This is a genomic window from Agrococcus sp. ARC_14 (assembly GCF_022436485.1).
GTDB lineage: Bacteria > Actinomycetota > Actinomycetes > Actinomycetales > Microbacteriaceae > Agrococcus.
This window is the reverse complement of sequence record NZ_JAKUDO010000001.1, coordinates 2,419,780-2,446,585: the sequence shown is the minus strand read 5'-3', so window position 1 is coordinate 2,446,585 and position 26,806 is coordinate 2,419,780. Positions and strand designations below refer to the sequence as shown.

The window sequence follows — 26,806 nt, the reverse complement described above, 5'->3', positions numbered from 1 at the left end:
CACCCATGGCAGCCATCAATCTCGGCAAGCCCGAGCCGCTCACGCTCGCGCCCCGTCGCAAGAGCAGGCAGATCAAGGTCGGCAAGGTGCTCGTCGGCGGCGACGCACCGGTCTCCGTGCAGTCGATGACCACGACGAAGACGACCGACATCAACGCGACGCTCCAGCAGATCGCAGAGCTCACGGCCACCGGCTGCGACATCGTGCGCGTCGCCGTGCCGACCCAGGACGACGCCGATGTGCTGCACATCATCGCCCAGAAGAGCCAGATCCCGGTGATCGCCGACATCCACTTCCAGCCGAAGTACGTCTTCGCGGCGATCGACGCCGGCTGCGCCGCCGTGCGCGTCAACCCCGGCAACATCCGCAAGTTCGACGACCAGGTGGGCGCGATCGCGAAGGCCGCCCAGGCCGCGGGCACGTCCCTGCGCATCGGCGTCAACGCCGGCAGCCTCGACCCCCGCCTGCTCGAGAAGTACGGCAAGGCCACGCCGGAGGCCCTCGTCGAGTCGGCCGTCTGGGAGGCGAGCCTGTTCGAGGAGCACGACTTCCACGACTTCAAGATCTCGGTGAAGCACAACGACCCGGTCGTGATGGTGAAGACCTACCGGATGCTCGCCGAGCGCGGAGACTGGCCGCTGCACCTCGGCGTCACCGAGGCAGGCCCCGCCTTCCAGGGCACGATCAAGTCGGCGACGGCGTTCGGCATCCTGCTCTCCGAGGGCATCGGCGACACCATCCGCGTCTCGCTCTCGGCCCCGCCGGTCGAGGAGATCAAGGTCGGCATGCAGATCCTGCAGTCGCTGAACCTGCGCGAGCGCAAGCTCGAGATCGTCTCCTGCCCGTCCTGCGGCCGCGCGCAGGTCGACGTCTACTCGTTGGCGGATGCGGTGACCGAGGGCCTCAAGGACGTGCAGGTGCCGCTGCGGGTCGCGGTCATGGGATGCGTCGTCAACGGGCCCGGCGAGGCGCGCGAGGCCGACCTCGGGGTCGCCTCGGGCAACGGCAAGGGGCAGATCTTCATCAAGGGCGAGGTCGTCAAGACCGTGCCGGAGGCCGACATCGTCGCCACGCTCATCGAGGAGGCTCGTCGCATCGCCGACGAGGAGAACCTCCCCGCCGGCGAGGCAGAGGTCGTCACGGCCTGACCGGCCGAGGCGCCGACCAGAGCCCGATGATGCGCTCGTGACCACGGCGCCCTCCGTCGCGGTGCGCGCGGTCCAGCGCCGCACCCTGACCGTGCTCTCCGCCGGGCAGGCGCTCGGCGGACTCTCGAACGGCGTCGCGCTCGGCGTCGGCTCGCTGCTCGTCGAGCAGGTGACGGGCGATCCGGCGCTCGCCGGGCTGGCCGCGACCATGCTCACCCTCGGCGGGGCGCTGCTCGCGGTGCCGCTCGCTCGGCTCGCCGACCGCCGCGGTCGCCGCGTGTCGCTCTCGACCGGTGCGCTCATCGCGCTGGTCGGTGCCCTGACGCTCGCGCTGGGCGGCTCGCTGAACAGCGCGTGGATCGTGCTGCCGGGCTTCGCGATCCTCGGCGCCAGCACTGCCATCAACCTGCAGTCGCGCTTCGCGGCCACCGATCTCTCATCGCCGCAGCGTCGCGGCCGCGACCTCTCGCTCGTCGTGTGGATGACGACGATCGGCGTCATCGTCGGCCCGAACCTCATTCCCGCGGGCGACGCGCTCGGCACGGCCATGGGGCTGCCGCACCTGGTGGGTGCCTACCTGATCTCGGCGGCGTCGCTGCTCGTCGCCGCCGTGCTGCTGTGGCTGGGCCTGCGGCCCGATCCGCTGCTGACCGCGCGCGGCCTGCTGGAGGCGACCGAGCGCGTCATCCCGCGGCTGCGACTGCGCCAGCACCCGCGCGCGCTCGCTGCGGTGATCACGATCGCCTGCGGTCAGGCGGTGATGGTCGGCGTGATGGCGCTCACGCCCGTGCACCTGGGCCACCACGGCCACGGCCTGACGATGATCGGGCTCACGATGAGCGCGCACACCGCCGGCATGTACGCACTCTCACCCGTGTTCGGCTGGCTCACCGACCGCTTCGGCGGGCGCAGCGTCGCCATCGGGGGAGCGGCGCTGCTCTGCGCCGCCGTGCTCACCGGTGTCGTGGTCGACTCGCACCTCGCGCCGATCCCGCTCGCGCTGCTCGGCCTCGGCTGGAGCGCCACGACCGTCGCAGGCTCCACGCTCGTCGCCGGCGCGGTGCCCGCTGACCTGCGGCCCGCGCTGCAGGGGCGCAGCGACCTCATCATGGGGCTCGCCGGTGCCGCTGCCGGCGCGCTGGCAGGGCCCGTGCTGGGTCTGTTCGGCTACGCGGGGCTCAACGTCGCGATGCTGCCGGTGATCGCGGCGCTCGTCGTCGCGGCCGTGCTGGCCACCCGCGTGCGCGACCGCTCCGCGTGAGCGACGCGACGCATCCGCCTGCAGGCCTCACGCTCAGGCACCCCCCAGCGAGCGCATCCGGCGAGCAGATACCGTGACCGAGGCGAGAGCCAGTCAGACCCGTTGCGGCGCGTGCCGCAGCGACCGAGCGCAAGGAGCGACGCGTGACCACTGCAGTCCCCGGTAGGGACCCCATCACGCCTGAGGAGCTGGAGCGTGCCAAGCGCATCATCCGCGCCATCGAGCAGTCGTTCCAGTCGACGGTGGTCGGTCAGCACCAGCTGCTGCGCTCGCTGCTGGTCGCGCTGATGACCGGCGGGCACGTGCTCATGGAGTCGGTGCCCGGCCTGGCGAAGACGACGGCGGCCGCGACGCTCGCGCGCTCCGTCGCTGCCTCGTTCCACCGCATCCAATGCACGCCCGACCTGCTGCCGAGCGACATCGTCGGCACGCAGATCTACGACCAGCACACGGCCGAGTTCCGCACCCAGCTGGGCCCCGTGCACGCCAACTTCGTGCTGCTCGACGAGATCAACCGCTCGAGCGCCAAGACGCAGTCGGCCATGCTCGAGGCGATGCAGGAGCGCCAGACCTCGATCGGCGGCGAGACGCACGCGCTGCCGTCGCCGTTCATCGTGCTCGCGACGCAGAACCCCATCGAGCAGGAGGGCACGTACACGCTGCCGGAGGCGCAGCTCGACCGCTTCCTGCTGAAAGAGATCCTGAGCTACCCGTCGCCGACGGAGGAGGCCGAGATCGTGCGTCGCGCCGAGGCGGGCGTCTTCGACGACGGCCACGATCAGCCGGTCGCCACGCTCGACGATGTGCGCTTCCTGCAGCAGCTCGTGAAGCGCGTCTACGTCGACCAGGCGATCACCAACTACGTGGTGCAGCTCATGTATGTGACGCGGCACGCCGAGGAGTACATCGGCGCCCAGCTCGCCGGCTACATCGAGTACGGCGCGAGCCCTCGCGGCTCGCTCTCGTTCTCGCAGGCCTCGCGTGCGCTCGCGCTCGTGCAGGGCCGCGACTGGGTGATCCCGGAGGATGTCAAGGATCTCCGGCACGCCGTGCTGCGCCACCGCATCATCCTCGGCTACGAGGCAGAGGCCGACGGCGTCACGAGCGAGCAGATCGTCGACGCCATCTTCGGCGCCGTTCGGACCCCGTAGGACCTGACGATGGAGCGACGGCTGCGCAAGGTGAAGACGACCATGTCGATTCACGCGCATCGTCGCACCCTCGAGCTGCTCGACGGCGAGTACGCCTCGATCCACCACGGCCGCAGCCACGACTTCGACGACCTGCGCGAATACCAGCCTGGGGATGACGTCAAGGACATCGACTGGAAGGCCACGGCGCGCAGCCACGTGCCGCTCATCAAGCGCTACATCGCCTCCCGGCAGCACAACGTGCTGCTCGTCGTGGACTCGGGCCGCAACATGGCGGCGACGGCCGAGTCGGGGGAGTCGAAGCGCGAGCTCGCGATCCTCGTCGGCGGCGTGCTCGGCTACCTCGCGACCAGGCACGGTGACCGGGTCGCGCTGCTGATGGGCGATGATGAGCGGCGGCAGGACATGCCGGAGGGCGGCTCGGAGTCGCACCTCGAGCGCATGCTGCGGCGCATCGACGAGGCGATCGCCGTCGACGGCCCACGATCGAACCTCGAGTCGGTGCTCGAGCACGCGGTGCGGCGGATGCGGCGGCGCTCGCTCATCATCGTGATCGCCGACGACCTCGCCTACACGCATGACCTCGACGTGCACCTCGGCAGGCTCCACACCCGCCACGAGGTGCTCTGGGTGTCGATCGGCGACGCCGACCTCATGTCGCGCCGCGGCGACCATCGCGAGCTCGTCGGCGTCGACACCGGCGTCGGCCTGCCCGCATTCCTGCGCCGTGACCGGGGCCTCCGCCGGGCGTTCGACGGCGCGAGCGCCGAGCGCCGCGAGCGGCTCGAGACCGGTCTGCGCTCCCTCGGCATCGCATCCGTGCGCATCGGCTCGACTCGGACGGCGATCGGGGCGCTCTTCACGCTGCTCGAGAGGCATCGCCGTGCGCGCCGCTGACCGCCTCGGCGGCCTGGCGCAGCTGCCCGCACCGGACACCTACGGCCCCTTCGGCTACGGACCGTGGTGGGTGCTGGGTGCGAGCGCGATCCTGCTCGTGCTCGCGGCGTACGCCTTCGCCTGGCTGTGGACCCGGCCGCGCGGCATCCTCACGCCGCCGCCCCCGCCGCCCGTGCCGATCGACGTGCGCAGCGTCAAGGAGAAGTACCTCGGCATGATCGAGGAGGTCGCCGTCGAGCACGCGGCGGGCGAGCTCGATCCGCGCCAGCTCTCGCAGCGGCTGAGCCTCGTGCTGCGCTTCTTCGCCCACGAGTCGACCGGCGTCATGGCGGAGGTCATGACGCTGCGCGACCTGGGAGACGCCGACCTGCCGTCGGTCGAGGGCGCCGTCTCGCAGTACTACCCCTCGTCGTTCCGCCGTGCAGCCAAGCACGATCCTGATGCGGCGATCGCGGCCGCCAGGCAGGTGGTGGCGACGTGGATGTGATGCTCCTGTGGCCCTGGGCGCTCGGCGCGCTGGTGATCGTCGCGATCGTGCTCGCGGCGCTCGGCCTGCTGCTGGCGCGGCGCAAGCGCGATCGCGGGCTGCCGGTCGCTCACGTCGACCGCATGACGGGCCTTGCGGCCTTCCGCAGCGCGCTGCTGCGCTATCGGCTGTGGATCGCCGGTGCGCTGCTGCTGGCGATCGCCGGCGCCGGGGTCGCGGGCACCGTCGCGGCCAGGCCCTCCGGCATCCATGCCAATCAGGAGGACGACTACAAGCGCGACATCGTGCTGTGCCTGGATGTGTCGGGCTCGATGGTCGACGTCGATGCCGAGATCCTCGGGGTCTACCAGCAGATCGCCGCAGAGCTCGACGGTGAGCGCATCGGCATGCGCATCTTCGACGCCTCCAGCGTCATGTCGTTCCCGCTCACGAGCGACTACGACTACATCGCCGACCAGCTCGGCCGCTACGAGCGGGCGCTCAACGGCACGCTCGGGCCCGACGAGCAGTTCAACTACCTCGCGGGCACCGCGAACGGCCTGGGCGCCTCGCTCGTCGGCGACGGCCTCGCCTCGTGCGTGCTCGACTTCGCCGACCTGGAGGCAAGCGAGCGACCGCGCTCGATCATCCTCGCCACCGACAACGTCGTGAACGGCCAGCAGATCTTCACGCTCCCGCAGGCGGGGCAGCTCGCCGTCGACCACGAGGTGCGCGTCTACGCCATCAACCCCTTCGACTGGGGCGGCGACATGGCATCGCAGGAGCTGCGCGAGACGGCCGAGGGCAGCGGCGGCGCCTACTTCGCGCTCGACTTCGCGCAGACGGTGCCGCAGATCGTCGACCGCGTCAACGCCATCGAGGCCGGTTACATCGAGACGCCGCCGCAGATCCAAGTGGTCGACAGGCCGGGAGCCCTGCCCCTGGTCGTGCTCGTGATCGTCGCCGCGATGTGCGCGGTCGCCTGGAGGGTGCGCCTCTGATGCTGAGCTTCCACCCCACCCTCCCGATCGTCGTGATCGTCGTCGGCGTGCTCGCGCTCGGCCTGTGCGTCTGGCAGCTCGTGACCGCCCGCGGTCGCAGGCTCGCCTGGATCCGTCGCTCGCTGCTCGTGCTGCTGGCGGTCGCCATGGCGTTCCGGCCAGCCCTGCCGGGCGGCGAGGTGCCGACGGCGTCGATCCAGGCCCGCGTGTTCGTCATGGTCGACACCTCGCAGTCCGTCGCCGCCGAGGACTGGGGCACCGATCCGCGGCTCACCGGCATGCAGGACGACATCGTCGAGATCGCCCGCTCGTTCGCCGGCGCCGACATCTCGGTCATCTCCTTCGACTCGCAGGCGAGCCTGCGCGTTCCCCTCACCGACGACGGCTCCGCCGTGATCGAGATGGTGCGCGCGCTCAAGCCAGAGATCGCCCAGCAATCCCGCGGCACCTCCATCTCGATCGCGCACGACCTGCTGCTGACGGAGCTCGAGCGCAGCGAGGCCGAGGACCCGAGCTCGCCGGCGATCGTCTTCTACCTGGGCGACGGCGAGCACACCGCTGAGGACGAGCCGCAGTCGTTCAGCGACGTCGCCGGCCACGTCGATCGCGGCCTCGTGCTCGGGTACGGCACCGAGCAGGGCGGCCGCATGCGCATCTCGAGCTTCGACCCTGCGGAGCAGGAGCAGTACCTGCAGGATCCGGCCGGTGGCGATGCGATCAGCCGCATCGACGAGGGCAGGCTGCGCGGGGTCGCCGACCAGCTCGGCATCACCTACCTGCACCGTGCGCCAGGACTGCCGATCGAGGATGCGCTGGGCCCGATGGCCGCGCTCGACGGCGAGGCCGATCTGAACCAGACCGAGGAGGCGCGCCTCGAGGTCGCCTGGATCCTGGGCATCCCGATCGCGCTGCTGCTCGCTGCTGAGGGCTTCAGCCTCGCCCGCTCGCTCCGCACGACGCGCGGCATCCTGCCGAAGGAGGCCGGCCGATGAAGGGCCTGGGTCTGCGTCGCCGCGTGCTCACCGACGACCAGCGCCGCACCCTGCGCTGGTGGCTGATGCTCGGGCTCATCCCCGTGGCGATCGCCGCGCTGGTCCTGGGCGGCAAGCTCATCAGCATCAACGTGCTCTCGCAGACGGCGACCGACCGCTTCGAGTCGCGCGCCTACGCGCAGGGCGCCGACGCCGCACGCGGTCTCGAGACCTGGAACTGGGTCGAGACCTGGAAGGCGCCCTTCGCGCTCGGCGTCAACCTCACGATGGCCGGCACGCTCGAGGAGGGCAGGGCGAAGCTCGAGGAGGCGCTCGAGCTCCACGGCGAGCCAGAGACGGCCATCGAGATGCACGAGCACTGCGTGATCGTCGCCTCCTTGGTGACGGCGATCGAGAAGCAGGGCGACGTCGAGCGCGAGGCGGAGAACACGCAGGGCGCCAACGCCTTCTACACCGAGGCCCTCGCGCTCATCGAGGCGCAGCCGGAGGGCTGCTTCGACGAGCCCCGCCCGGGCGAGGCCGACACGGCGGCGCAGTACGAGGCCGCTGTGCCGCGCATCGAGGAGAAGATCGAGGAGGAGTCCGGCGAGGGCGAGGGTGAGGGCGAGTCCGGCGAGGACGGCGAGGGCGAGGGCGACGGCGAGCAGACCCCGCAGGAGCAGCTCGAGGATCAGAACCAGGAAGCGCAGGAGCAGCAGCAGCAGCAGGATCAGTACGACGAGGGCGAGCAGGGCGGCGGGGGAGGCCCGAGCGTCGACCAGCCCTGGTAGACCTAGACTCGCAAGGGTGATCCGCCTCTCCCAGCTCTTCTTCACCACGCTCCGCGAGGACCCGGCCGAGGCCGAGGTCGCGAGCCACCGCCTGCTGCTGCGCGCCGGCTACATCCGCCGCGCCGGCGCCGGCCTCTACTCGTGGCTGCCGCTCGGCCTGCGTGTGCGTCGCAACATCGAGCGCATCGTCCGCGAGGAGATGGAGGCGGCCGGCGCCCAGGAGGTGCTCTTCCCCGGGCTGCTGCCCCGCGAGCCCTACGAGCGCAGCGGCCGCTGGACGGAGTACGGCGATGGGATCTTCCGCCTGCAGGACCGCAAGGGTGCCGACCACCTGCTCGCGCCCACCCACGAGGAGGTCTTCACGCTGCTCGTGCAGGATCTCGTCTCGAGCTACAAGTCGCTGCCGCTGACGATCTATCAGATCCAGGACAAGTACCGCGACGAGGCCCGCCCTCGCGCCGGCCTGTTGCGCGCCCGCGAGTTCACGATGAAGGACGCCTACTCCTTCGACGCCACCGATGCCGGCCTCGCGGCCTCCTACCAGCGCCAGCGCGACGCCTACGAGCGCATCTTCGCCCGCCTCGGCCTCGAGTACGTCATCGTCGCGGCCGACGCGGGTGCCATGGGTGGCTCGAAGTCGGAGGAGTTCATGCACCCGACGCCGGTCGGCGAAGACACCATCGTGCGCTCCGCGGGGGGCTATGCGGCCAACGTCGAGGCGTTCGAGACGGTCGCGCCCGAGCCGCTGCCGATCGACGGGCAGGAGATCGCGGCACTGCCGGATGCGGCGGTGCAGCAGACCCCGGACACGCCCACGATCGAGACGCTCGTGGCCGACGCCAACGCGCGCTTCCCCCGTGAGGATGGCCGCGCGTGGACGGCGGCCGACACGCTCAAGAACGTCGTGCTCCGCCTCACGCACCTCGACGGCAGCCGCGAGCTGGTCGTCATCGGTCTGCCCGGCGACCGTGAGGTCGACGAGAAGCGCGTCGAGGTCGCCTTCCAGCCCGCGCAGGCCACGGCCGCCGACGAGGAGGACTTCAAGGCCAACCCCGGCCTCGTCAAGGGCTACATCGGCCCGTGGACGGCATCCGGCCCCGTACTCGGGGAGGAGTCGGCCACCGGCATCCGCTACCTGCTCGACAAGCGCGTCGTGACCGGCACGAGCTGGATCACGGGCGCGAACGAGCCCGGCAGGCACGTCTTCGGGCTGGTCGCCGGTCGCGACTTCGTCGGCGACGGATGGGTCGAGGCGGGCGATGTGCGCAGCGGTGACCCCGCGCCAGACGGGTCTGGCCCCGTGACGCTCGAGCGCGGCATGGAGGTCGGCCACGTCTTCCAGCTGGGCCGCAAGTACGCGGAGGCGCTGGGGCTGAAGGTGCTGGACGAGAACGGCAAGCTCGTCACGGTCACGATGGGCTCCTACGGCATCGGCGTGACGCGCAACTTGGCGGCGATCGCCGAGATCGCGCACGACGACAAGGGCCTCGTGTGGCCGCGCGAGGTCGCACCGTTCGACGTGCACGTCGTCGCCACCGGTCGCGACGAGGCCATCTTCGCGATCGCGGAATCGGTCGTCGCCGAGCTGGAGGCGCGCGGCCTCGAGGTGGTCCTCGACGACCGTCCCAAGGTCTCGCCGGGCGTGAAGTTCGGCGATGCAGAGCTGATCGGCGTGCCGCAGATCGTGATCGTCGGCCGCGACGCCGTCGAGGGCTCCGTCGAGGTCTGGGACCGCGCGACGGGTGAGCGCTCGAAGGTCGAGATCGCCGACATCCAGGCTGCGCTGGGACGGTAGACTGTCCGGTCGGCATTCATTGCCGCACGAACCGCAGGATAAGAGGAGCCCACAAGTGAAGATCGATCTGAGCGTGCTGAAGACCGTCGAGCGCGAGCGGGAGATCTCCCAGGACGACCTCATCCGCGTCATCGAGCAGGCGATCCTGCAGGCGCACATCCGTTCCGGCGAGAAGGCAGAGGCTGACGCCCCGCAGCCGCGCGTCGAGGTCGACCGCAGGACCGGAGAGGTCACGCTCTACGAGCCCGAGCTCGACGAGGACGGCAATCGCATCGGCGAGTCGATCGCGACGACCGACGACTTCAGCCGTGTCGCCGCCTCCGCCGCGAAGCAGGTCATCTTCCAGGCGCTGCGCGACAAGAGCGACGAGACCGTGCTGGGCGCCTACAAGGACCGCGAGGGCGACATCATCGCCGGCGTCGTGCAGCAGGGCACCAACCCGCGCATGGTGCAGGTGAAGCTCGGCGACGACATGGAGGCGCTGCTGCCGCCCGAGGAGCAGGTGCCGGGCGAGGAGTACAAGCACGGCAAGCGGATGCGTGTCTTCATCACCAAGGTGGAGCGCGGCCAGCGCGGCCCGCAGGTCACGGTGAGCCGCACGCACCCCTCGCTCGTGCGCAGGCTGTTCGCCCTCGAGGTGCCGGAGATCGCATCCGGCGCTGTCGAGATCGTGGCGATCGCCCGCGAGGCGGGTCACCGCTCGAAGATCGCGGTGCGCGCCACGCAGCCCGGCATCAACGCCAAGGGCGCGTGCATCGGCGAGATGGGCTCGCGCGTGCGTGCCGTGCAGGCGGAGCTCGGCGAGGAGAAGGTCGACATCGTCGACTTCTCCGAAGAGTTGCCCGCGTTCGTCGCGAGCGCGCTCAGCCCCGCACGGGTGTCGGATGCGTTCATGATCGACGAGAAGACCAAGGCCGTGCGCGCGCTCGTGCCCGACTTCCAACTCTCGCTCGCCATCGGCCGCGAGGGGCAGAACGCCCGGCTGGCGGCGAAGCTGACGGGGGCGAAGATCGACATCCAGCCCGACTCCGTCATGGAGGACTGAGCGCGCTTCGCCGGTCGAGGAACGCCGCCGGCAGCGGCGACGCGTCTCGAGACCCGGGTCCCGCTCTGCAGTTCCGACGCCCAAGACGGGCGTCGGGGCCGGGGTCGCGGCGTCGACCCGAAAGGGTCGCCGCTTTGGAGCTCCACCGCCCGGGCGTGTCGTGCGCTAGACTTGACGACATCCGTACGTGTCTTGGCTGTCGCGCGCGCACCGAACCCGCACTGCTTGTGCGAATCGCTGCGCGGGGCGGCGAGGCGGTCGTCGATCTGCATCGACGACTTCCAGGCAGGGGCGCGTGGGTGCATCCGACGCAGCAGTGCGCGGAACGCGCGTTGCGCGCGATCCCGCGGGCCCTGCGCCAGCACGTGGATACCTCGCCCATCGCACGGTGGGCACAGGACGGGCTCGACCCGAGCCCCGACCGAAGGAACGAAACGCACATGGACAACTGATGAGCAGCTCGAAATGAGACCCGTCAGCTATTGACGTCCGCCCTGTTCTGGGTGGACCAGGACAGGAGAGATGTGGCAAACCCACGCGTTCACGAGATCGCCGCCGAAGTCGGCGTCGAGAGCAAGGTCGCTCTGGCCAAGCTCAAGGAGATGGGCGAGTTCGTCAAGGGACCCGCCTCGGCGGTCGCGCCCCCGGTCGCCCGCAAGCTCAAGGCCGCCCTCGAGGCTGAAGGCCTCAGCGGCGGAGCGGCTGCACCCAAGGAGGCCGACAAGGCCCCCGCCAAGACGCCTGCCCAGGCGTCCCCCAAGTCGCCCGCTGCACGCAAGCCCGCGCCGGCTGCCAAGCCCGACGCGGCTCCGACTCCGGCTCCGGCCGAGTCCGCAGCGGCTCCCGCGCCGGCACCGGCTGCGAAGCCCGCCGCCGAGGCGGCTCCCGCTGCGCCCGACGCTGCCCCGGCCCCCGCGGCAGCGCAGCAGCAGGCACCTGCCGAGACGCCGAAGACCGAGGGCGACGGCTCCGCGGCGACCCCCAACGCCATCCCGCGTCCGATGGCGCGCCCCGGCGCGCCCCGGCCCGGCAACAACCCCTTCGCCTCCAGCCAGGGCATGGGTCGTCCGCGCGGCGGCAACAACCCGTTCACTGCCAAGCAGGGCGGCGCCCCGCATCCGGCGGCACCGCGCCCCGGTGCTCCGCGCCCCGGTGCTCCCCGTCCCGGCGCTCCGCGCCCCGGTGGCCCCGGCGGTCCCCGCGGTGGCGGCGCAGGCCGTCCGGGCGGCGCCGGTGGTGGCCCCGGTGGCTTCCAGCGTCCCGGCCAGGGCGCGCCCAGCCGTGGCGCTCCCGGTCGCGGCGGCCCCGCATTCGCGGGCCGTGGTGGCGGCCGTGGTCGCGGCGGCACTGCCGGCGCGTTCGGCAAGGGCGGCGCCAAGGGCAAGTCGCGCAAGTCGAAGCGCACGAAGCGTCTCGAGTTCGAGATGCGGGAGGCGCCGTCGATCGGTGGCGTGAAGGTTCGCCGCGGTGATGGCACGACCATCGTCCGCATGCGCCGCGGTGCATCGATTGCCGACTTCGCAGAGAAGATCGATGCGAGCCCCGGCGACCTCGTGACCGTGCTGTTCCACCTCGGTGAGATGGCGACGGCGACGGAGTCGCTCGACGAGACCACCTTCGAGCTGCTCGGTGAGGAGCTCGGCTACCGCATCCAGATCGTCAGCCCCGAGGACGAGGACAAGGAGCTCCTGGAGGGCTTCGACATCGACCTCGCGCAGGAGCTCGAGGACGAGACGGATGAGGATCTCGAGTACCGCTCGCCGGTCGTCACGGTCATGGGTCACGTCGACCACGGCAAGACCCGTCTGCTCGACGCCATCCGTGGCGCGAACGTCATCGACGGCGAGGCCGGCGGCATCACCCAGCACATCGGCGCCTACCAGGTCTGGCAGGAGCACGAGGGCGAGGACCGCGCGATCACCTTCATCGACACCCCTGGTCACGAGGCGTTCACCGCCATGCGTGCTCGTGGTGCGCAGGTGACCGACATCGCGATCCTGGTGGTCGCGGCCGACGACGGCATCATGCCGCAGACGATCGAGGCGCTGAACCACGCGCAGGCCGCAGGCGTGCCGATCGTGGTCGCAGTGAACAAGGTCGACAAGGAGGGCGCGAACCCGGCGAAGGTGCGTCAGCAGCTCACCGAGTACGGCCTCGTCACCGAGGAGTACGGCGGCGACACGATGTTCGTCGACGTCTCGGCGCTCGCTCGCACCGGTATCGAGGATCTCCTGGAGGCCGTGCTGCTCACGGCCGACGCCGGTCTCGACCTGCGTGCGAACCCGAACAAGGTGGCGCGCGGCGTGGCGATCGAGGCGAGGCTCGACAAGGGCCGCGGCTCGATGGCGACCGTGCTCATCCAGTCCGGAACGCTCCGCGTCGGCGACGCGATCGTGGCAGGCACGGCCTATGGCCGCGTCCGCGCGATGGTCGACGACCGTGGCGAGCTGGTCGAGGAGGCCGGTCCTTCGATGCCCGTGCAGGTGCAGGGCCTCTCGAGCGTTCCCCGCGCCGGTGACACCTTCATCTCCACGGATGAGGATCGCACCGCCCGCCAGATCGCTGAGAAGCGTGAGGCCGTCGAGCGCAACGCCCAGCTGGCCAAGGCGCGCAAGCGCCTCTCGCTCGAGGACTTCAAGACCGCGCTCGAGCAGGGCAAGGTCGAGACGCTCAACCTCATCATCAAGGGCGACGTGTCGGGTGCCGTCGAGGCGCTCGAGGAGTCGCTCCTGAAGATCGAGGTGGACGACACCGTCGACCTGCGGATCATCCACCGCGGCGTCGGTGCCGTCACCGAGTCCGACGTGAACCTGGCGACGGTCGACAACGCCGTCATCATCGGCTTCAACGTCCGTCCAGACCCGAAGGCCCGTGAGCGCGCCGCCCGCGAGGGTGTCGACATCCGGTTCTACAACGTCATCTACGGTGCGATCGATGACATCGAGAACTCGCTCAAGGGCATGCTCAAGCCTGAGTTCGAAGAGGTCCAGTCGGGCGTGGCGGAGATCCGCGAGGTCTTCCGCTCGTCGAAGTTCGGCAACATCGCAGGCTGCATCGTCCGCTCCGGCACGATCACCCGCAACGCGAAGGCCCGCGTCATCCGCGACGGCGTCGTGCTGGCCGATGGCCTGGCCATCGAGTCGCTGCGTCGCTTCAAGGACGACGTCACCGAGGTGAAGACGGACTTCGAGTGCGGCATCGGGCTCGGCAAGTTCAACGACCTGCAGCCCGGCGACGAGATCGAGACCATCGAGATGGTCGAGAAGCCGCGCGTCTGATCGCACGGTTGGTATGGGGCGGCTTCGGTCGCCCCATACTCGTCTGAAGAACCAAGGAGGAACGACATGGGCGAGAACCCAAGGGCCAGGAAGATCGCCGACCGGATCCGCGAGATCACGGTCAACGCGCTCGAGCGCGAGGTCAAGGATCCCCGGCTGGGCTTCGTGACGGTCACGGATGTGCGGGTCACGGGTGACCTGCAGCACGCGTCGATCTTCTACACGGTGTACGGCACCGATGAGGAGCGCGAGGACACCGCGACGGCGCTCTCGAGCGCGAAGGGCCTCGTGCGGCGAGAGATCGGCAAGGGCCTCAGCCTGCGCCTCACGCCATCGATCGAGTTCTTCCTCGACGCGCTGCCTGAGAACGCGACGACCATCGAGCACCTGCTCGACGAGGCGCGCGTGCGCGACCTCGAGACGCAGAAGGCGCACGAGAGCGCGCAGTACGCCGGCGACGCCGACCCGTACCGCAAGCCGCGCGAGCTTGAGGACGACGAGGACTGATGCGCGGGCGTGCCGTTGCCGCGATCGCGTTGGTGATCGCGGTCGGCGGCTGCGCCAGTGCAACTGACGGGCAGATCGAGCTGACAGCGGAGCAGGCGGGCGACGCCTATCGGTCGGCGATCTGCCGCATCATCGAGACCGACGGCACCCTCGACGCGGCGCTGGCGTCCGGTGACACGGACGACATCTTCGAAGCGGCGCGAGCACGCGCCCAGCTGCTCTCGGGGCGCGCGCTCACGATCTCCGAGCAGCACGTCTGGCCGGCAGGTGCTGAGGCGGTGTGGCGGGTCGACGAGGCGTTCGCGGCCGAGCTCAGCTGGGTGCTGGAGGTCGCCGATGCACCCACCGCCACCGCAGCTCGGGGCATCGCCCGACCGGACCTCGACGCGCGCGCCGCTCTCGACCGCGAGGTGCGGACCGCGCTGGCGCTGCCGACCGAGGACGCGCAGCTCTGCAGCTGACCGCGCCACGCCGACAGTTGTGCAGGGATCTGAGGCTTCGCGCTTCTCAGAGCCGCAGTGCCGTGCACACCTGGCGGGCCGGGCCGCGTCAGGCCTGAGAGAAGCGCAGCGCTCGGGTTGCGAGGTCGGCCTCCGTGAGGCGCACCCTGATGCGCTCGCCCGGCTCCGCCTGCGTGTCGCACGCCGCCTCGGTGGGCGGGTCGATCAGCTGGATGGTCGCGCCCTCCTTGCGGGTCTCGACGACCACCGCGTCGAACTGCTCGCCGATGCGCTCGCGCAGCACCGCGATCTCGACCGCGTCGATCGACTCGCGCTCCAGCCTGCCGGCCAGCTGCCCAGAGGACTGCATGATCTCGGGTAGCCCCTGAAGCCCATCCGCCGCCCACTGCGGGATCTCGCGACCGTTCGCGATCGCCTCGCAGTGCACGAGCACGTAGCGGTCGACGAGCCTGCGCAGCGGCGCCGTCGTGTGCGCGTAGGCCGCACCGATCGCCGCCTGCTCGAGCCGCGCGGGGTCTGAGCTGTCGTCGAGCACCTTGTAGGAGGCGCCGCGGAACAGCCGCCTCGCGGCCTGCAGGATGGCGAGCGTCGTCGGCTTCTCGCGGTCGAGGCGGCGCAGGAATGCGCCGTAGTGCTCGCCAGCCGCCCACTCCTCGCCGATCGCGCGCACCTCCTTGCGGAAGCGGTTGACGTCGCCCTCCGGCGGCTGGGGCATGGTGCGCAGGATGCCGCGCTTGACGCTGAGCATCAGGTTCGCCGCCTCCATGCCGGTCATGAGCGAGATCTGCGCGTTCCAGCGCTCCACCGGCAGCAGCACGCGCCGCTCGATGACGTAGTGCTCGCCCTCCTTGGCGATCTGCTCCTCGGGCATGTCGAGGCTCGCCCCCTCGCGCGCCTCCTCGAGCGCGATCCGCAGCTCGCCGACCTCCTTGAGCAGGCCCAGCATGGCGTCGCCCGCGTCGATGCGCTGCTGCGCCTCGTCATAGGTGAGCTGCTCGCGCGAGCGCACCCGCGCGCGCTCGAGCGCCGTCCCGGTGACGTCGCCGGCCGCATCCAGCTGCATCGTCCACACGTAGGCGGCGCGCTCCTGCTCTGCCAGCAGGCTCGCGGCGCCCTCGCTCACGATCGGCGGATGCAGCGGCACCCGGCCGTCGGGCGCGTACATCGTCTGGCCGCGCCTGCGGGCTTCGACGTCGATCGCGCCGCCGGGGGAGACGAAGGCGGGCACGTCGGCGATCGCGTACCGCACCGTGAAGCCATCGCCGGCGCGCTCGATGTGGAGCGCCTGGTCGAGGTCGGTGGAGCCGCGCGGGTCGATCGTGACGAGCTCGATGCCCGTCTGGTCGGCCTCGGGCAGCTGCGGATCGGCGGCGAACGCGGCGGCCTCGGCCTCTGCCTCCGGTGGGAACTCGGGCGTCAGCTCGAGCTCCTGCCTGATCGCCGCGAGCGCCGCAGTGAGCTCGTCGGTGGGCTGCGCCTTCTCGGCCGTCTGGGTCAGTCGCTGGTGTCGTGCCGGCATGCGCCCCAACCTATGCCCGCTCGCCTCCCTGTCCGCCGCATCCGCCGCATCCGCTCGCACAACGCAAGCCACAGATCGCCACCGAGCGGACCAATCGGTGATCGTGCCGGCAGGGCCCGCTGAACGCGACACTCCGGCTTGCGTTGTGGCCCCGGCCTGGGCCCGGCGCACAGAGGGCGTCAGTCGGGCAGCCGCACCGAGCCGTCGTCGCGCACGATCAGGCCGTCGGCCGCCAGCGAGGCGATGGCCCGCTCGAGCTGCTCGGCGTCGGGCCACAGCGGCGCGAGCACCGCCTCCGTGAGCGGCAGGTCGACGGCCCGCAGTGCCCGCAGCACCGTGCCGCGAGCCTGCCGGTCACTGCCGGCGAAGCTCGACTGCCGTGGCGCCCGCTTGCCCTCGTAGGCCGGGTAGCCCGTCGCACGCCACGCGCACGCATCGGCGATCGGGCACGCCTCGCAGGCCGGTCGCTGCGCGGTGCAGACGAGTGCCCCGAGCTCCATCAGGGCGATGGAGACGACGGATGCCGCGGTCGCGTCTGCGGGAAGCAGCGCGTCGACGTCGCTCAGGTCGCGCCGCTTGGCAGGCCCCGCCTCGCCCTGCCCGTGCACCGCGCGCGCGACGACGCGGCGCACGTTGGTATCGACCACCGGGTGGCGGTCGCCGTAGTGGAAGACCGCGACGGCCCGCGCCGTGTAGTCGCCGATCCCCGGGAGCGCGAGCAGCGCATCCACGTCTCTCGGCACGAGACCGCCGTGCAGCTCGACGATGGCGCGGGCGGTGTCCTGCAGTCGCAGCGCGCGACGCGGATAGCCCAACGTGCCCCACTGCCGCAGCACCTCGTGGGTTGGGGCATCGGCGAGGTCGGCGGCGGTCGGCCAGCGTTGGAGCCAGCGGTCGATCTCGACCGCGACGCGGGCCGCCTGCGTCTGCTGCAGCATGATCTCGCTCACGAGCGTGCCCCACGCGTCGAACTCCGGGCGGCGCCACGGGAGGTCGCGGGCGCTCTCGCGGTACCAGGCCGCGAGCGCGTTCAGCGGCTGTTCACCGAGCATCCAGCCAGCGTAGACGGCCGCTCGGTAGCGTCGAGCGGGTGACCGACCCTCAGCCGCCGTTCCCGCAGCCGTACCTCCCAGGATCGTTCGAGGGGCAGGAGCAACCGGCGGCGCAGCCGCACGTCCAGCAGCAGCAGCAGCAGTGGGCACCGCTCGAGGCCGAGGTCGATCACGCCGCGGCCGCCACCGCCGCGAAGGGCCGCAGCCTCGCGCCCGATCTCGCGCGCGGGCTCATGCTGCTGCTCATCGCTCTCGCGAACGTGCCCTGGTGGGTCTATGCCGCAGAGCACGGCGTCACGAACGCGCACGGCATCGGCTACGAGGGCGCCGACCTCGGCTACCAGCTGTTCTCGCTCGTCGCGATCGACGGCCGGGCCTATCCGCTCTTCGCGTTCCTGTTCGGCTACGGCATCTGGCAGATGTACAGCAGGCAGGCGGCCGCCGGCACGCCTTGGCGGGAGGCCCGCCGGGTGCTGCAGATCCGGCACGGCTGGATGGTCGCGTTCGGTGCGGTGCACGCGCTGCTGCTGTGGTTCGGCGACATCGTCGGCGCCTACGGGCTCGTCGGGCTCCTCGTGGCCTGGCTGCTGCTGCGGCGATCCGACCGCACGCTCGCCGTCGTCGCCTGGATCATGGCCGGGCTGCTCGGGGTGGCCGGTGTGATGGGGCTCATCAGCGGCTTGGTGCTCGGCTCCGGTGCCATCGGGGATCCTTCGCTGTTCGCCGGCTCCAGCCTCCCGGCGGTGGCCGCCGAATCGAGCTACCTGATCTTCATGGCCGCGAGCCTCGGCACCTGGCTCCTGGTGACGCCCGGGCAGATCATCATGCTCACCGTGCCACTCGCCGTCGTGCTGGGCATCCTCGCGGCCCGTCGCGGCCTGCTCGACCGACCGCAGGAGCACCGCGCGCTGCTCACGCGCATCGCGATCGGCGGCATCCTGATCGGCTGGGCCGGCGGCGCTGTCGCGGCGCTGCAATTCGCCGGAGTGCTGTTCGACCCGGCCGTCTCCTTCGCGACGATGGGCATCACCGGGCTCGCAGGCGTCGCGGGCGGCATCGGCTACGCCGCGCTCTTCGGGCTCATCGCCGCGGCGATCGCCAGGCGCGGTGAGGCACGACCTCGCGGCATCGTCACGCGCACCATCACCGCCGTCGGCAAGCGCTCGCTCTCGAGCTATCTGCTGCAGTCGGTGCTGTTCGCGCCGCTGCTCGCGGCGTGGGGCTTCGGCCTGGGCGCCACGCTCACGCCGCTCGGTGCAGCCGGCCTCGCGATCGGCGTCTGGCTGGTGACCGCCGTGGTCGCGCTCCTGCTCGACCTGCGCGGCAAGCGCGGCCCCGCCGAGACGCTGCTGCGCAAGCTCTCCTACGGCAAGCGCACGGTCGCCGCACCGACGCCGGTCGGCTGACGGCGAACGGCATGCGGGTGCCGCGCTGCGCGGCCTAGGCTGGCGGCATGGCAGACAGCGCACTCCTCATGCGGGCGGCCTCGTGGACGCCCGAGCAGAAGGAGCTCTACACGCGGCTGGCCGAGCTGATGGTGCGGCGCAACCCCAGCGGCCGCAGACTGGTCGCCGTCGAGGGGCGCGACGGCGCGGGCAAGACGCAGTTCGCGGATGCGCTGCAGGTCGCCTTCGCGCGCGCCGGTGTCGAGGCGTTCCGCGCGAGCGTCGACGACTTCCATCGCGCGCAGGCGTTCCGCTACCGGCAGGGCCGCGACTCGTCGAAGGGCTACTACGAGGACGCCTTCGACATCGAGCTGCTCGACCGCGTGCTGCTGCACCCCTTCCGCATGGGTGGCTCCACGGGCTTCATGACTCGAGCGTTCGACTTGCGCAGGGATGCATCGGTCGAGATGGAGTGGCAGAGCGCGGGCCCGGATGCGGTGCTGATCGTCGACGGCGTGTTCCTGCAGCGTCCTGCGCTGGCGGGCAAGTGGCACTCGGTCATCTACCTCGAGGCGGAGGATCGGGTGCGCGGTGAGCGGATGCGCGCCCGAGATGGCGCGCATCCGGACGTCAATCACGCCTCGCATGCCCGCTACCGCGAGGCGCACGACCACTACGAGCGCACGTCGAGCCCGCGCCGCACGGCCACCTTCATCGTCGACAACACCGACTGGCGCAAGCCCTTCCAATCGTTCGCCGATTCCTGCTGAGCGTCCCCGCCGTAGGTCGAGGAGCGCACGACCGCAGGTCGTACGCGTCACGAGACCCCGTCACGCCAACCCCCGCACCACGCTCGGCGCCAGGAACTGCCCGCTCCGCTCCACCTCGTGCACGAGCTCGACCAGCGCAGCGTTCACCGGCGCCTCACGCCCGATCCGCGCCGCCTCGGCCACCACGGCCCCGTTGATCGCATCCACCTCGGTCGGCTGACCGCGTCGGATCGACTGCTGCGTCGAACCCTGGTTCGGCACGTCGCCGAGCCTCGCCCTGATGCGCAGCGGCACCTGCTCGGCGATGCGCCGCGGCGCGAAGGCGACGACCCGCACGAGCAGGGGAGTGAGCCCCTGTAGCGGCTGGAATCGCACGCCGGCAGCGAGCCCGATGCTGGCCGTCTCCCGCATCGAGGCGAGCAGGACGTGCCGCAGCCCGCGGTCGCTGATGACGTCCTGCACCGAGTGCCCGATGATCGCCGGGATGGCGTTGACCATGTTGATGAGCAGCTTCGTCCACTGCGCGCCCTCGATCGATGGCGTCTCGCTCGTCGGCAGCGCCTCACCGAGCAGCGCGGCGAATCGCGCCCCCTCCGCGCCGCCCACGATGGTGTCGCCGGCCGCCGTCACCGTCACGATGCCGGGCTCGAGCGAGTTCGCCGCCATGAGCGCGATGCCGCCGGCGACCCGCTCGTGACCCAGCATCCGAGCCGCGGCTCGCTCGCCTCCCAGCCCGTTCTGCACCACCAGCAGCGGCACGCCCTCGAGCGCGTCCCTGTTCGCCTCGAGCGCCTCGACCGCGCCGGTCGCCTTCACCGCCAGGATCGCCGCATCGGGTGCCTGGGTCAGCGTCTCGAGCGCCGTCACGGGCGCGGTGTGGGCGCCGAAGCCGCCCTTGATGCGCAGGCCGTGCTCGCGGATCGCCTCGAGGTTCTCGCCCCGCGCGGTCACGGTCACGTCGTGACCCACCGCATCCAGCCGAGCCGCGATCACGCCGCCGATCGCGCCCGCCCCGATCACCGCGATGCGCTGCCGTGCAGGGTGCTCTTCGCTGGTCGGCGTCATGCCCGCCAGGCTAGCCGCCGCTAGGCTCGCAGGGTGCCAGCAGCCTCCTCCAGCCCCGACGGCATCCTGCTCGTCGACAAGCCGCAGGGCATCACGAGCCACACCGCCGTGAGTCGCGCGCGCAAGGCGCTCGGCACCCGCAAGGTCGGCCACGCAGGCACGCTCGACCCGATGGCGACGGGCCTGCTGATCCTGGGCATCGGCCCCTCCACGCGCCTGCTCACGCACATGGTCGGCCTCGACAAGACGTACACGGCGACCATCGCGCTCGGCGCCGCCACGACCACCGACGACGCCGAGGGCGAGGAGACGACGGCAGCGGATGCGTCGCACCTGTCGGGCGCAGACCTCACGGCGCCGATCGCGGCCCTCACGGGCGACATCGAGCAGGTGCCGAGCGCCGTCAGCGCCATCAAGGTCGACGGCGAGCGGGCCTACAACCTGGTGCGGGCGGGGGAGCAGGTCGAGCTCAAGCCCCGCCCCGTGACCGTCGCCCGCTTCGACGTGCTCGCGTTCCGGGCAGGCGAGCGCGCCGAGGTCGACGTCGTGATCGACTGCTCGAGCGGCACCTACATCCGGGCCCTCGCGCGCGACCTGGGCGCCGCGCTCGGCGTCGGTGGGCACCTGACGGCGCTGCGGCGCACCCGGGTCGGCCCCTTCGAGGTCGACGGCGCGCCCATCGCCGACGCGCTGCCCCAGGAGGGCGCCGCCGAGCTGCTGCTGCCGCCCGCCCGGGCCGCCGCGCGCATCCTGCCCGTCGCGCAGCTCGACGACGAGCGCACCGCGAACCTCACGCACGGCCGCCGGACGGCGTCGCTCGAGGGTGAGGAGGGCATCGTCGCCGCCATCCACGGCGAGCGGCTCATCGGCATCGCTCGGGTCTCGGGCAACCGCCTGCTGCCGGTGACGAACTTCCCGACCGCGTGAGCATCCTGGAGGACGAGTGATCGACTGGCTCATGATCGCGCAGGCCATCGCGCTCGCGGCGATCGGACTGGGCATCGCGATCGTGGGGCTGCTGCGCAAGCCCTTCAACGACTGGGTGCTCGGCGCGGCCGCGCTCGTGCTGCTGACGCTCGTCGTGCAGGCCGTGGCCTCGTTCATCGCGCCCTTCGCGGGCGCCGGCCCCACCGGCGATCTGCTGGAGTACTGGGTCTACCTGATCTCGGCCCTCCTCATCCCGCCCGCCGCCGTGCTGTGGGCGCTCATCGACAAGAAGGGTGAGTGGGCCACGCTCGTGGTGGGCATCGGCATGCTCGCCTGCGCCGTGATGGTGTACCGGATGCATCAGATCTGGTTCGTGCAGGTGGCGTAGCGACCGCCCCGGGCGGCTCGCACTCAGCCGGCGGACTAGAATCGACCGAGTGAGCGAGCGCAGGCATGCAGGGATCGGACGCGTCCTCATCGCGGTGTACGCGGTGCTGGCGCTGGCAGCGACGGGCCGCTCGTTAGTGCAGATCGTCCAGCGCTTCGACGAGGCGCCCTTCGCCTACGCGCTGAGCGCTGTGGCCGCCGTCGTCTACATCGTGGCGACCGTCGCGCTCGCGATGCGCAGCGACGCAGCCCGCGCAGTGGCGCTCGCCGCCGTCTGCTTCGAGCTGGTCGGCGTCGTCGTGGTCGGCACGCTCTCGCTGGTCTCTCCGGAGCTCTTCGCGCACGACACCGTCTGGAGCCGATTCGGGATGGGGTACCTCTTCATCCCCGCGGTGCTGCCGTTCCTCGGCCTGTGGTGGCTGCGCGCCAGCCGCGAGCGGGTCGCCGCATGAGCGCGCGCATCCCCGACCCCGTGCCCGCTGACGCGGCGCCGGCTGACCCCATGCACTGGATCGACGAGCTCGAGGCCGTTCCGAGCGCCGTCACCATCGGCAAGTTCGACGGCGTGCACATCGGCCACCAGCGCATCATCGAGCAGCTTCGCGCGATCGCCGAGCCGCAGGGCCTGGCGACCACCGTCGTCACCTTCGACCGCAATCCGCTCGAGGTCGTGCGGCCCGACGTTGCGCCGCTGCCCCTCGTCTCGCTCGATCACAAGCTCGAGCTGCTCGCCGCCGCAGGCGCCGACCGCGTCATCGTGATCCCGTTCACCAAGGCGGCGGCGGCGCAGCCCGCAGACGAGTTCGCCACCCGCGTGCTCTTCGACGGCCTGGGTGCCCGCGTGCTGTTGGTCGGCGACGACTTCCGCTTCGGCTTCCGGGGTGCGGGCACGCCGGAGCTGCTGCGCGAGCTCGCCGAGCCGCGCGACGTGCGCGTCGAGTCGATCGACGACATCTGCTTCACCGACGGCCGCCGTGTCTCCTCCACCTGGATCCGCGAGGCCCTCGACCTGGGCCGCATCCGCGAGGCGAACGAGATGCTCGGCCGCCGCCACCTGCTGCGCGGCGACGTCGTGCGCGGCTTCCAGCGCGGCCGCGCGCTCGGCTTCCCGACCGCCAACCTGGGCGCTCCCGTCGAGGGCTTCATCCCCGCCGACGGCGTCTACGCAGGCGTCGCGCACGTCGACGCCGGCACCTTCGCCGCCGCCGTCTCGATCGGCGACAACCCCACCTTCGACGGCGTGCAGGCCAAGACCGTCGAGGCCTACCTGCTCGACGTCGACCTCGATCTCTACGACCGGCCGATCGCACTCGAGCTGGTCGACTTCGTGCGCCCCATGCACCGCTTCGAGGGGCTCGACCAGCTCATCGCGCAGATGCATCGCGACGTCGAGGTCACGCGCGAGACGATCGCCCCGCTGCTCGCCGCCGAGGCCTGAGCGCGCGCGTCGCCGCTCCGAGAGCGCCTTCCGCGCCGCTCGACCGGGCTCGGTAGACTGCCCTGCACCAGCAAGCCGCGAACCACCTGGCGGAGACCCGCACCGCAGCTTCAGCAGAAGGATCAGCGTGACCACATCCAGTCAAGCGCTCGCTCCCGCAGAGCGCGCCGTCCAGCTGCTCGGCGGCGACCTCTCCGAGGTCGCGCTCCGCCGGCACCTCGAGGGCCTGCCGACCGTCGACGCCGTCGGGCTCGAGGCTCGTGCTGCCAAGTTCGGCACCCGCTCCATCAAGACCACCTCCAAGGCGGCCGCGCTCGACCTGGTCATCCGCATGATCGACCTCACGACGCTGCAGGGCTCCGACACCCGAGGCAAGGTGCGCTCGCTGGTGGCGAAGGCACTCGTGCCCGACGCATCCGACCCCTCGACCCCGCGGCCCGCCGCCGTGTGCGTCTACGGCGACATGGTCGGCAACGCAGTCGCGGCGCTGGGCTCGGCCTGGAGCGCCGGCAAGGACGACGGCATCAACGTGGCCGCCGTCGCCACCGCCTTCCCGTCCGGCCGCGCCAGCATCACCGTCAAGCTGCAGGACACCCGCGACGCCGTCGCCGCCGGCGCCGACGAGATCGACATGGTGATCGACCGCGGCGCCTTCCTCGAGGGCAACTACGGCAAGGTCTTCGACGAGATCGTGCAGACCAAGGACGCCTGCCGCCGCGACGACGGCACCTACGCCCACCTCAAGGTCATCCTCGAGACCGGCGAGCTCGTCACCTACGACAACGTGCGCCGCGCCTCCTGGCTCTCGATCCTCGCCGGCGGCGACTTCATCAAGACCTCCACCGGCAAGGTGCAGCCGGCCGCGACGCTGCCGGTGACCACTCTGATGCTGCAGGTCGTGCGCGACTGGGAGCGACTGACGGGGGAGCGCATCGGCGTGAAGCCCGCCGGCGGCATCTCCACCTCGAAGGACGCCATCAAGTACCTCATCGCGGTCGCAGAGACCTGCGGCGAGGCCTGGCTCGACCCGCACCTGTTCCGATTCGGCGCATCCAGCCTCCTGAACGACGTGCTGCTGCAGCGCCAGAAGCTCACCACCGGCCGCTACTCCGGCCCCGACTACGTGACGATCGACTGAGGCACGCCATGACTTTCCTCGAATACGCGCCGGCCCCCGAGTCGACCTCCATCCTCAGCCTCCGCGACGACTACAGCCTCTTCATCGGTGGCGAGTGGGTGGCAGGCGGCGGCGAGCGCTTCGCCTCCATCTCCCCGTCGACCGAGCAGCAGATCGCCACCTTCTCGAGCGCCGACGAGGGCGACGTGGATGCGGCGGTGCGGGCAGCGCGCACGGCCTTCCGTGAGACGTGGGGCCCGATGTCGGGCCGCGACCGCGGCAAGTACCTCTTCCGCATCGCGCGCATCCTGCAGGAGCGCGCCCGCGAGCTCGCCGTCGCCGAGTCGCTCGACAACGGCAAGCCGATCAGGGAGACGCGCGACGCCGATGTGCCGCTCGTCGCCCAGTGGTTCTTCCACTGCGCGGGCTGGGCCGACAAGCTCGACTGGGTGGGCCTGGGCGCCAATCCGCAGCCGCACGGCGTCGCCGCGCAGGTCATTCCGTGGAACTTCCCGCTGCTCATGCTGTCGTGGAAGGTCGCACCGGCGCTCGCGGCCGGCAACACCGTGGTGCTGAAGCCCGCCGAGACGACGCCGCTGACCGCCATGCTGTTCGCCGAGATCTGCGAGCAGGCGGGCCTGCCCGCCGGCGTCGTCAACCTCGTCACCGGCGCGGGCGAGACGGGCGCGGCGCTCGTGCGCCACCCGGATGTCGACAAGGTCGCCTTCACGGGCTCGACCGCCGTCGGCCGCGAGATCGCCAAGGCGCTCGCCGGCACGGAGAAGAAGCTCACCCTCGAGCTCGGCGGCAAGGGCGCCAACATCGTCTTCGACGACGCCCCGCTCGACCAGGCCATCGAGGGCATCGTCGACGGCATCTTCTTCAACCAGGGCCAGGTCTGCTGCGCCGGCAGCCGACTGCTGGTGCAGGAGAGCATCCACGACGAGGTCATGGATCGCCTCAAGGAGCGCATGTCGACCCTGCGCGTCGGCGACCCGCTCGACAAGAACACCGACGTCGGCGCCATCAACTCCTCCGAGCAGCTCGAGCGCATCACGCGCCTCGTGGCGACCGGCATCGCCGAGGGTGGGGAGGCATGGAGCCCCGCGTGCGAGCTGCCCAAGGAGGGCTATTGGTTCGTGCCCACCGTGGTCACCGGCGTCGAGGCGTCGTCGACGATCGCCCGCGAGGAGATCTTCGGGCCAGTGCTGTCGGTGCTCACCTTCCGCACGCCCGACGAGGCGATCGCGAAGGCCAACAACAGCCCATACGGCCTCTCGGCAGGCGTCTGGACCGACAAGGGCAGCCGTGCGCTCGCCGTCGCCGACAAGCTGCGCGCCGGCGTGGTCTGGACGAACACGTTCAACAAGTTCGACCCGACGAGCCCCTTCGGCGGCTACAAGGAGTCGGGCTACGGCCGCGAGGGCGGCCGCCAGGGCATGCAGGCATACCTGAAGGCAGGCAAGTGATGGCGACCACGAAGACGCAGACCAAGGCCGCGACCCGCACAAGCAGCCGCCTCGACGTGCCGAAGACCTACAAGCTCTTCATCGGCGGCGCCTTCCCGCGCTCCGAGTCGGGCCGCGTGACCGAGGTGACGGATGCGCGAGGCCGCTTCGTCGCGAACGTCGCGAAGGCCTCGCGCAAGGATGCGCGTGACGCCGTGCGCGCCGCCCGCAAGGCGCAGTCGGGCTGGGCGGGTGCGACCGCCTACAACCGCGGCCAGGTGCTCTACCGCGTCGCCGAGGTGCTCGAGGGCAGGAAGGCGCAGTTCGTCGACGAGCTGCGGCTGACCGAGGGCCTCACGGCCGCTCGTGCGCTCACGCAGGTCGAGGACGCCATCGACCTGTGGGTGTGGCACGCGGGCTGGACCGACAAGATCGCCCAGATCGGCGGCAACGCCAACCCGGTCGCCGGCCCCTACTTCAACCTCTCGGTGCCGGAGCCCACGGGCGTCGTCGCGATCGTCGCGCCGCAGTCGAGCGCGCTGCTGGGCCTCACCTCGGTGATCGCCCCCGCGCTCGTCACCGGCAACGCCGTCGTCGTGGTGCCCGCCGCATCCGCGCCCCTCTCGGCGATCTCGCTCGGCGAGGTGCTCGCCACCAGCGATCTGCCGGGCGGCGTCGTCAACGTGCTCACCGGTGACCCGGCAGAGCTGGCGCCGTGGCTCGCGGGCCACGCCGATGTCAACGCGCTCGATCTCACGGGCGCGGGCGACCTCGACTGGGTCGAGCTCGAGCAGATCGCCGCCGACACGCTCAAGCGCGTCATCCGCCCGGAGCCGGGCCTGCCGCCCGAGACGCCGCAGCGCATCCTCGCCCTCACCGAGACGAAGACGGTCTGGCACACGAAGTCGCGCCTGTAGCGCCGCGGT

25 protein-coding genes are annotated in these 26,806 nt (G+C 71.2%); 22 read left to right on the top strand and 3 right to left on the bottom strand.

Annotated elements, in window-relative coordinates; all coding sequences use genetic code 11:
* Positions 1-5: 5 nt before the first annotated feature.
* From ispG to MKD51_RS12000, 13 genes are all read left to right on the top strand, one after another.
* Positions 6-1,148 (top strand): flavodoxin-dependent (E)-4-hydroxy-3-methylbut-2-enyl-diphosphate synthase, encoded by a 1,143-nt coding sequence (ispG, locus tag MKD51_RS12060; RefSeq protein ID WP_240240544.1) that lies wholly within the window; start codon positions 6-8, stop codon positions 1,146-1,148.
* A 37-nt stretch (positions 1,149-1,185) separates the two neighbouring features.
* Positions 1,186-2,409, top strand: a complete 1,224-nt coding sequence (locus MKD51_RS12055) for an MFS transporter (protein WP_240240543.1) — start codon at positions 1,186-1,188, stop codon at positions 2,407-2,409.
* Positions 2,410-2,552: 143 nt separating this feature from the next.
* Positions 2,553-3,560, top strand: coding sequence for a MoxR family ATPase (locus MKD51_RS12050; protein ID WP_240240542.1), 1,008 nt, complete (start codon positions 2,553-2,555; stop codon positions 3,558-3,560).
* A gap of 9 nt (positions 3,561-3,569) precedes the next feature.
* The gene (locus MKD51_RS12045) at positions 3,570-4,457 is read left to right on the top strand and encodes a DUF58 domain-containing protein (RefSeq protein ID WP_240240541.1); all 888 of its coding nucleotides are present in this window, start codon (positions 3,570-3,572) and stop codon (positions 4,455-4,457) included.
* Positions 4,444-4,944 carry a hypothetical protein gene (locus tag MKD51_RS12040; RefSeq protein WP_240240540.1) on the top strand — a complete coding sequence of 167 codons (501 nt, stop codon included), beginning with the start codon at positions 4,444-4,446 and terminating at the stop codon, positions 4,942-4,944. The genes MKD51_RS12045 and MKD51_RS12040 overlap by 14 nt, the downstream gene beginning before the upstream one ends.
* Positions 4,935-5,924 (top strand): hypothetical protein, encoded by a 990-nt coding sequence (locus MKD51_RS12035; RefSeq protein WP_346986713.1) that lies wholly within the window; start codon positions 4,935-4,937, stop codon positions 5,922-5,924. The genes MKD51_RS12040 and MKD51_RS12035 overlap by 10 nt, the downstream gene beginning before the upstream one ends.
* Positions 5,924-6,916 (top strand): VWA domain-containing protein, encoded by a 993-nt coding sequence (locus MKD51_RS12030; protein WP_240240539.1) that lies wholly within the window; start codon positions 5,924-5,926, stop codon positions 6,914-6,916. Before MKD51_RS12035 ends, MKD51_RS12030 begins: the two co-directional genes overlap by 1 nt.
* Positions 6,913-7,686, top strand: coding sequence for a hypothetical protein (locus MKD51_RS12025; RefSeq protein ID WP_240240538.1), 774 nt, complete (start codon positions 6,913-6,915; stop codon positions 7,684-7,686). Before MKD51_RS12030 ends, MKD51_RS12025 begins: the two co-directional genes overlap by 4 nt.
* A 16-nt stretch (positions 7,687-7,702) precedes the next feature.
* Positions 7,703-9,481, top strand: coding sequence for a proline--tRNA ligase (locus MKD51_RS12020; protein ID WP_240240537.1), 1,779 nt, complete (start codon positions 7,703-7,705; stop codon positions 9,479-9,481).
* Positions 9,482-9,536: 55 nt separating this feature from the next.
* Positions 9,537-10,526, top strand: coding sequence for a transcription termination factor NusA (gene nusA / locus MKD51_RS12015; RefSeq protein WP_240240536.1), 990 nt, complete (start codon positions 9,537-9,539; stop codon positions 10,524-10,526).
* A 524-nt stretch (positions 10,527-11,050) separates the two neighbouring features.
* A complete protein-coding gene (infB, locus tag MKD51_RS12010; RefSeq protein ID WP_240240535.1) occupies positions 11,051-13,804 on the top strand; it encodes a translation initiation factor IF-2 in 2,754 nt (917 codons plus the stop codon).
* 66 nt (positions 13,805-13,870) lie between these two features.
* On the top strand, positions 13,871-14,311 hold the full coding sequence (gene rbfA, locus MKD51_RS12005; protein WP_240240534.1) for a 30S ribosome-binding factor RbfA: 441 nt from the start codon (positions 13,871-13,873) through the stop codon (positions 14,309-14,311).
* Entirely contained in the window at positions 14,311-14,772 is a 462-nt protein-coding gene (locus MKD51_RS12000; protein ID WP_240240533.1) for a hypothetical protein, read from the top strand. Before rbfA ends, MKD51_RS12000 begins: the two co-directional genes overlap by 1 nt.
* Positions 14,773-14,860: 88 nt before the next feature.
* Here MKD51_RS12000 and MKD51_RS11995 read toward each other — a convergent pair whose 3' ends face one another.
* Complete coding sequence (locus tag MKD51_RS11995; RefSeq protein ID WP_240240532.1) at positions 14,861-16,291, bottom strand: RNB domain-containing ribonuclease; 1,431 nt, start codon at positions 16,289-16,291, stop codon at positions 14,861-14,863.
* A gap of 179 nt (positions 16,292-16,470) precedes the next feature.
* Positions 16,471-17,343 carry an A/G-specific adenine glycosylase gene (locus MKD51_RS11990; protein ID WP_240240531.1) on the bottom strand — a complete coding sequence of 291 codons (873 nt, stop codon included), beginning with the start codon at positions 17,341-17,343 and terminating at the stop codon, positions 16,471-16,473.
* A 38-nt stretch (positions 17,344-17,381) separates the two neighbouring features.
* Here MKD51_RS11990 and MKD51_RS16380 point away from each other — a divergent pair, with 38 nt between their 5' ends.
* Positions 17,382-18,749, top strand: coding sequence for a DUF418 domain-containing protein (locus MKD51_RS16380; protein WP_240240530.1), 1,368 nt, complete (start codon positions 17,382-17,384; stop codon positions 18,747-18,749).
* 47 nt (positions 18,750-18,796) lie between these two features.
* Positions 18,797-19,498, top strand: coding sequence for a uridine kinase (locus MKD51_RS11980; protein WP_240240529.1), 702 nt, complete (start codon positions 18,797-18,799; stop codon positions 19,496-19,498).
* Positions 19,499-19,558: 60 nt separating this feature from the next.
* Here MKD51_RS11980 and MKD51_RS11975 read toward each other — a convergent pair whose 3' ends face one another.
* Positions 19,559-20,563, bottom strand: a complete 1,005-nt coding sequence (locus MKD51_RS11975) for a 2-dehydropantoate 2-reductase (RefSeq protein ID WP_240240528.1) — start codon at positions 20,561-20,563, stop codon at positions 19,559-19,561.
* Between the two features lie 33 nt (positions 20,564-20,596).
* Between MKD51_RS11975 and truB the strand changes: the two genes are divergently transcribed.
* From truB to MKD51_RS11940, 7 genes are all read left to right on the top strand, one after another.
* Complete coding sequence (truB, locus tag MKD51_RS11970) at positions 20,597-21,490, top strand: tRNA pseudouridine(55) synthase TruB (RefSeq protein ID WP_240240527.1); 894 nt, start codon at positions 20,597-20,599, stop codon at positions 21,488-21,490.
* A gap of 16 nt (positions 21,491-21,506) precedes the next feature.
* Positions 21,507-21,878: a hypothetical protein gene (locus tag MKD51_RS11965; RefSeq protein ID WP_240240526.1), complete on the top strand. Its 372-nt coding sequence runs from the start codon at positions 21,507-21,509 to the stop codon at positions 21,876-21,878.
* Between the two features lie 49 nt (positions 21,879-21,927).
* Positions 21,928-22,329 (top strand): hypothetical protein, encoded by a 402-nt coding sequence (locus MKD51_RS11960; protein WP_240240525.1) that lies wholly within the window; start codon positions 21,928-21,930, stop codon positions 22,327-22,329.
* Positions 22,326-23,315, top strand: a complete 990-nt coding sequence (locus MKD51_RS11955; RefSeq protein ID WP_240240524.1) for a bifunctional riboflavin kinase/FAD synthetase — start codon at positions 22,326-22,328, stop codon at positions 23,313-23,315. Before MKD51_RS11960 ends, MKD51_RS11955 begins: the two co-directional genes overlap by 4 nt.
* A 121-nt stretch (positions 23,316-23,436) precedes the next feature.
* Complete coding sequence (gene deoC, locus MKD51_RS11950; RefSeq protein ID WP_240240945.1) at positions 23,437-24,453, top strand: deoxyribose-phosphate aldolase; 1,017 nt, start codon at positions 23,437-23,439, stop codon at positions 24,451-24,453.
* Between the two features lie 8 nt (positions 24,454-24,461).
* Positions 24,462-25,901 carry an aldehyde dehydrogenase family protein gene (locus tag MKD51_RS11945; protein WP_240240523.1) on the top strand — a complete coding sequence of 480 codons (1,440 nt, stop codon included), beginning with the start codon at positions 24,462-24,464 and terminating at the stop codon, positions 25,899-25,901.
* Complete coding sequence (locus tag MKD51_RS11940) at positions 25,901-26,797, top strand: aldehyde dehydrogenase family protein (RefSeq protein ID WP_240240522.1); 897 nt, start codon at positions 25,901-25,903, stop codon at positions 26,795-26,797. The genes MKD51_RS11945 and MKD51_RS11940 overlap by 1 nt, the downstream gene beginning before the upstream one ends.
* Positions 26,798-26,806: the final 9 nt, after the last annotated feature.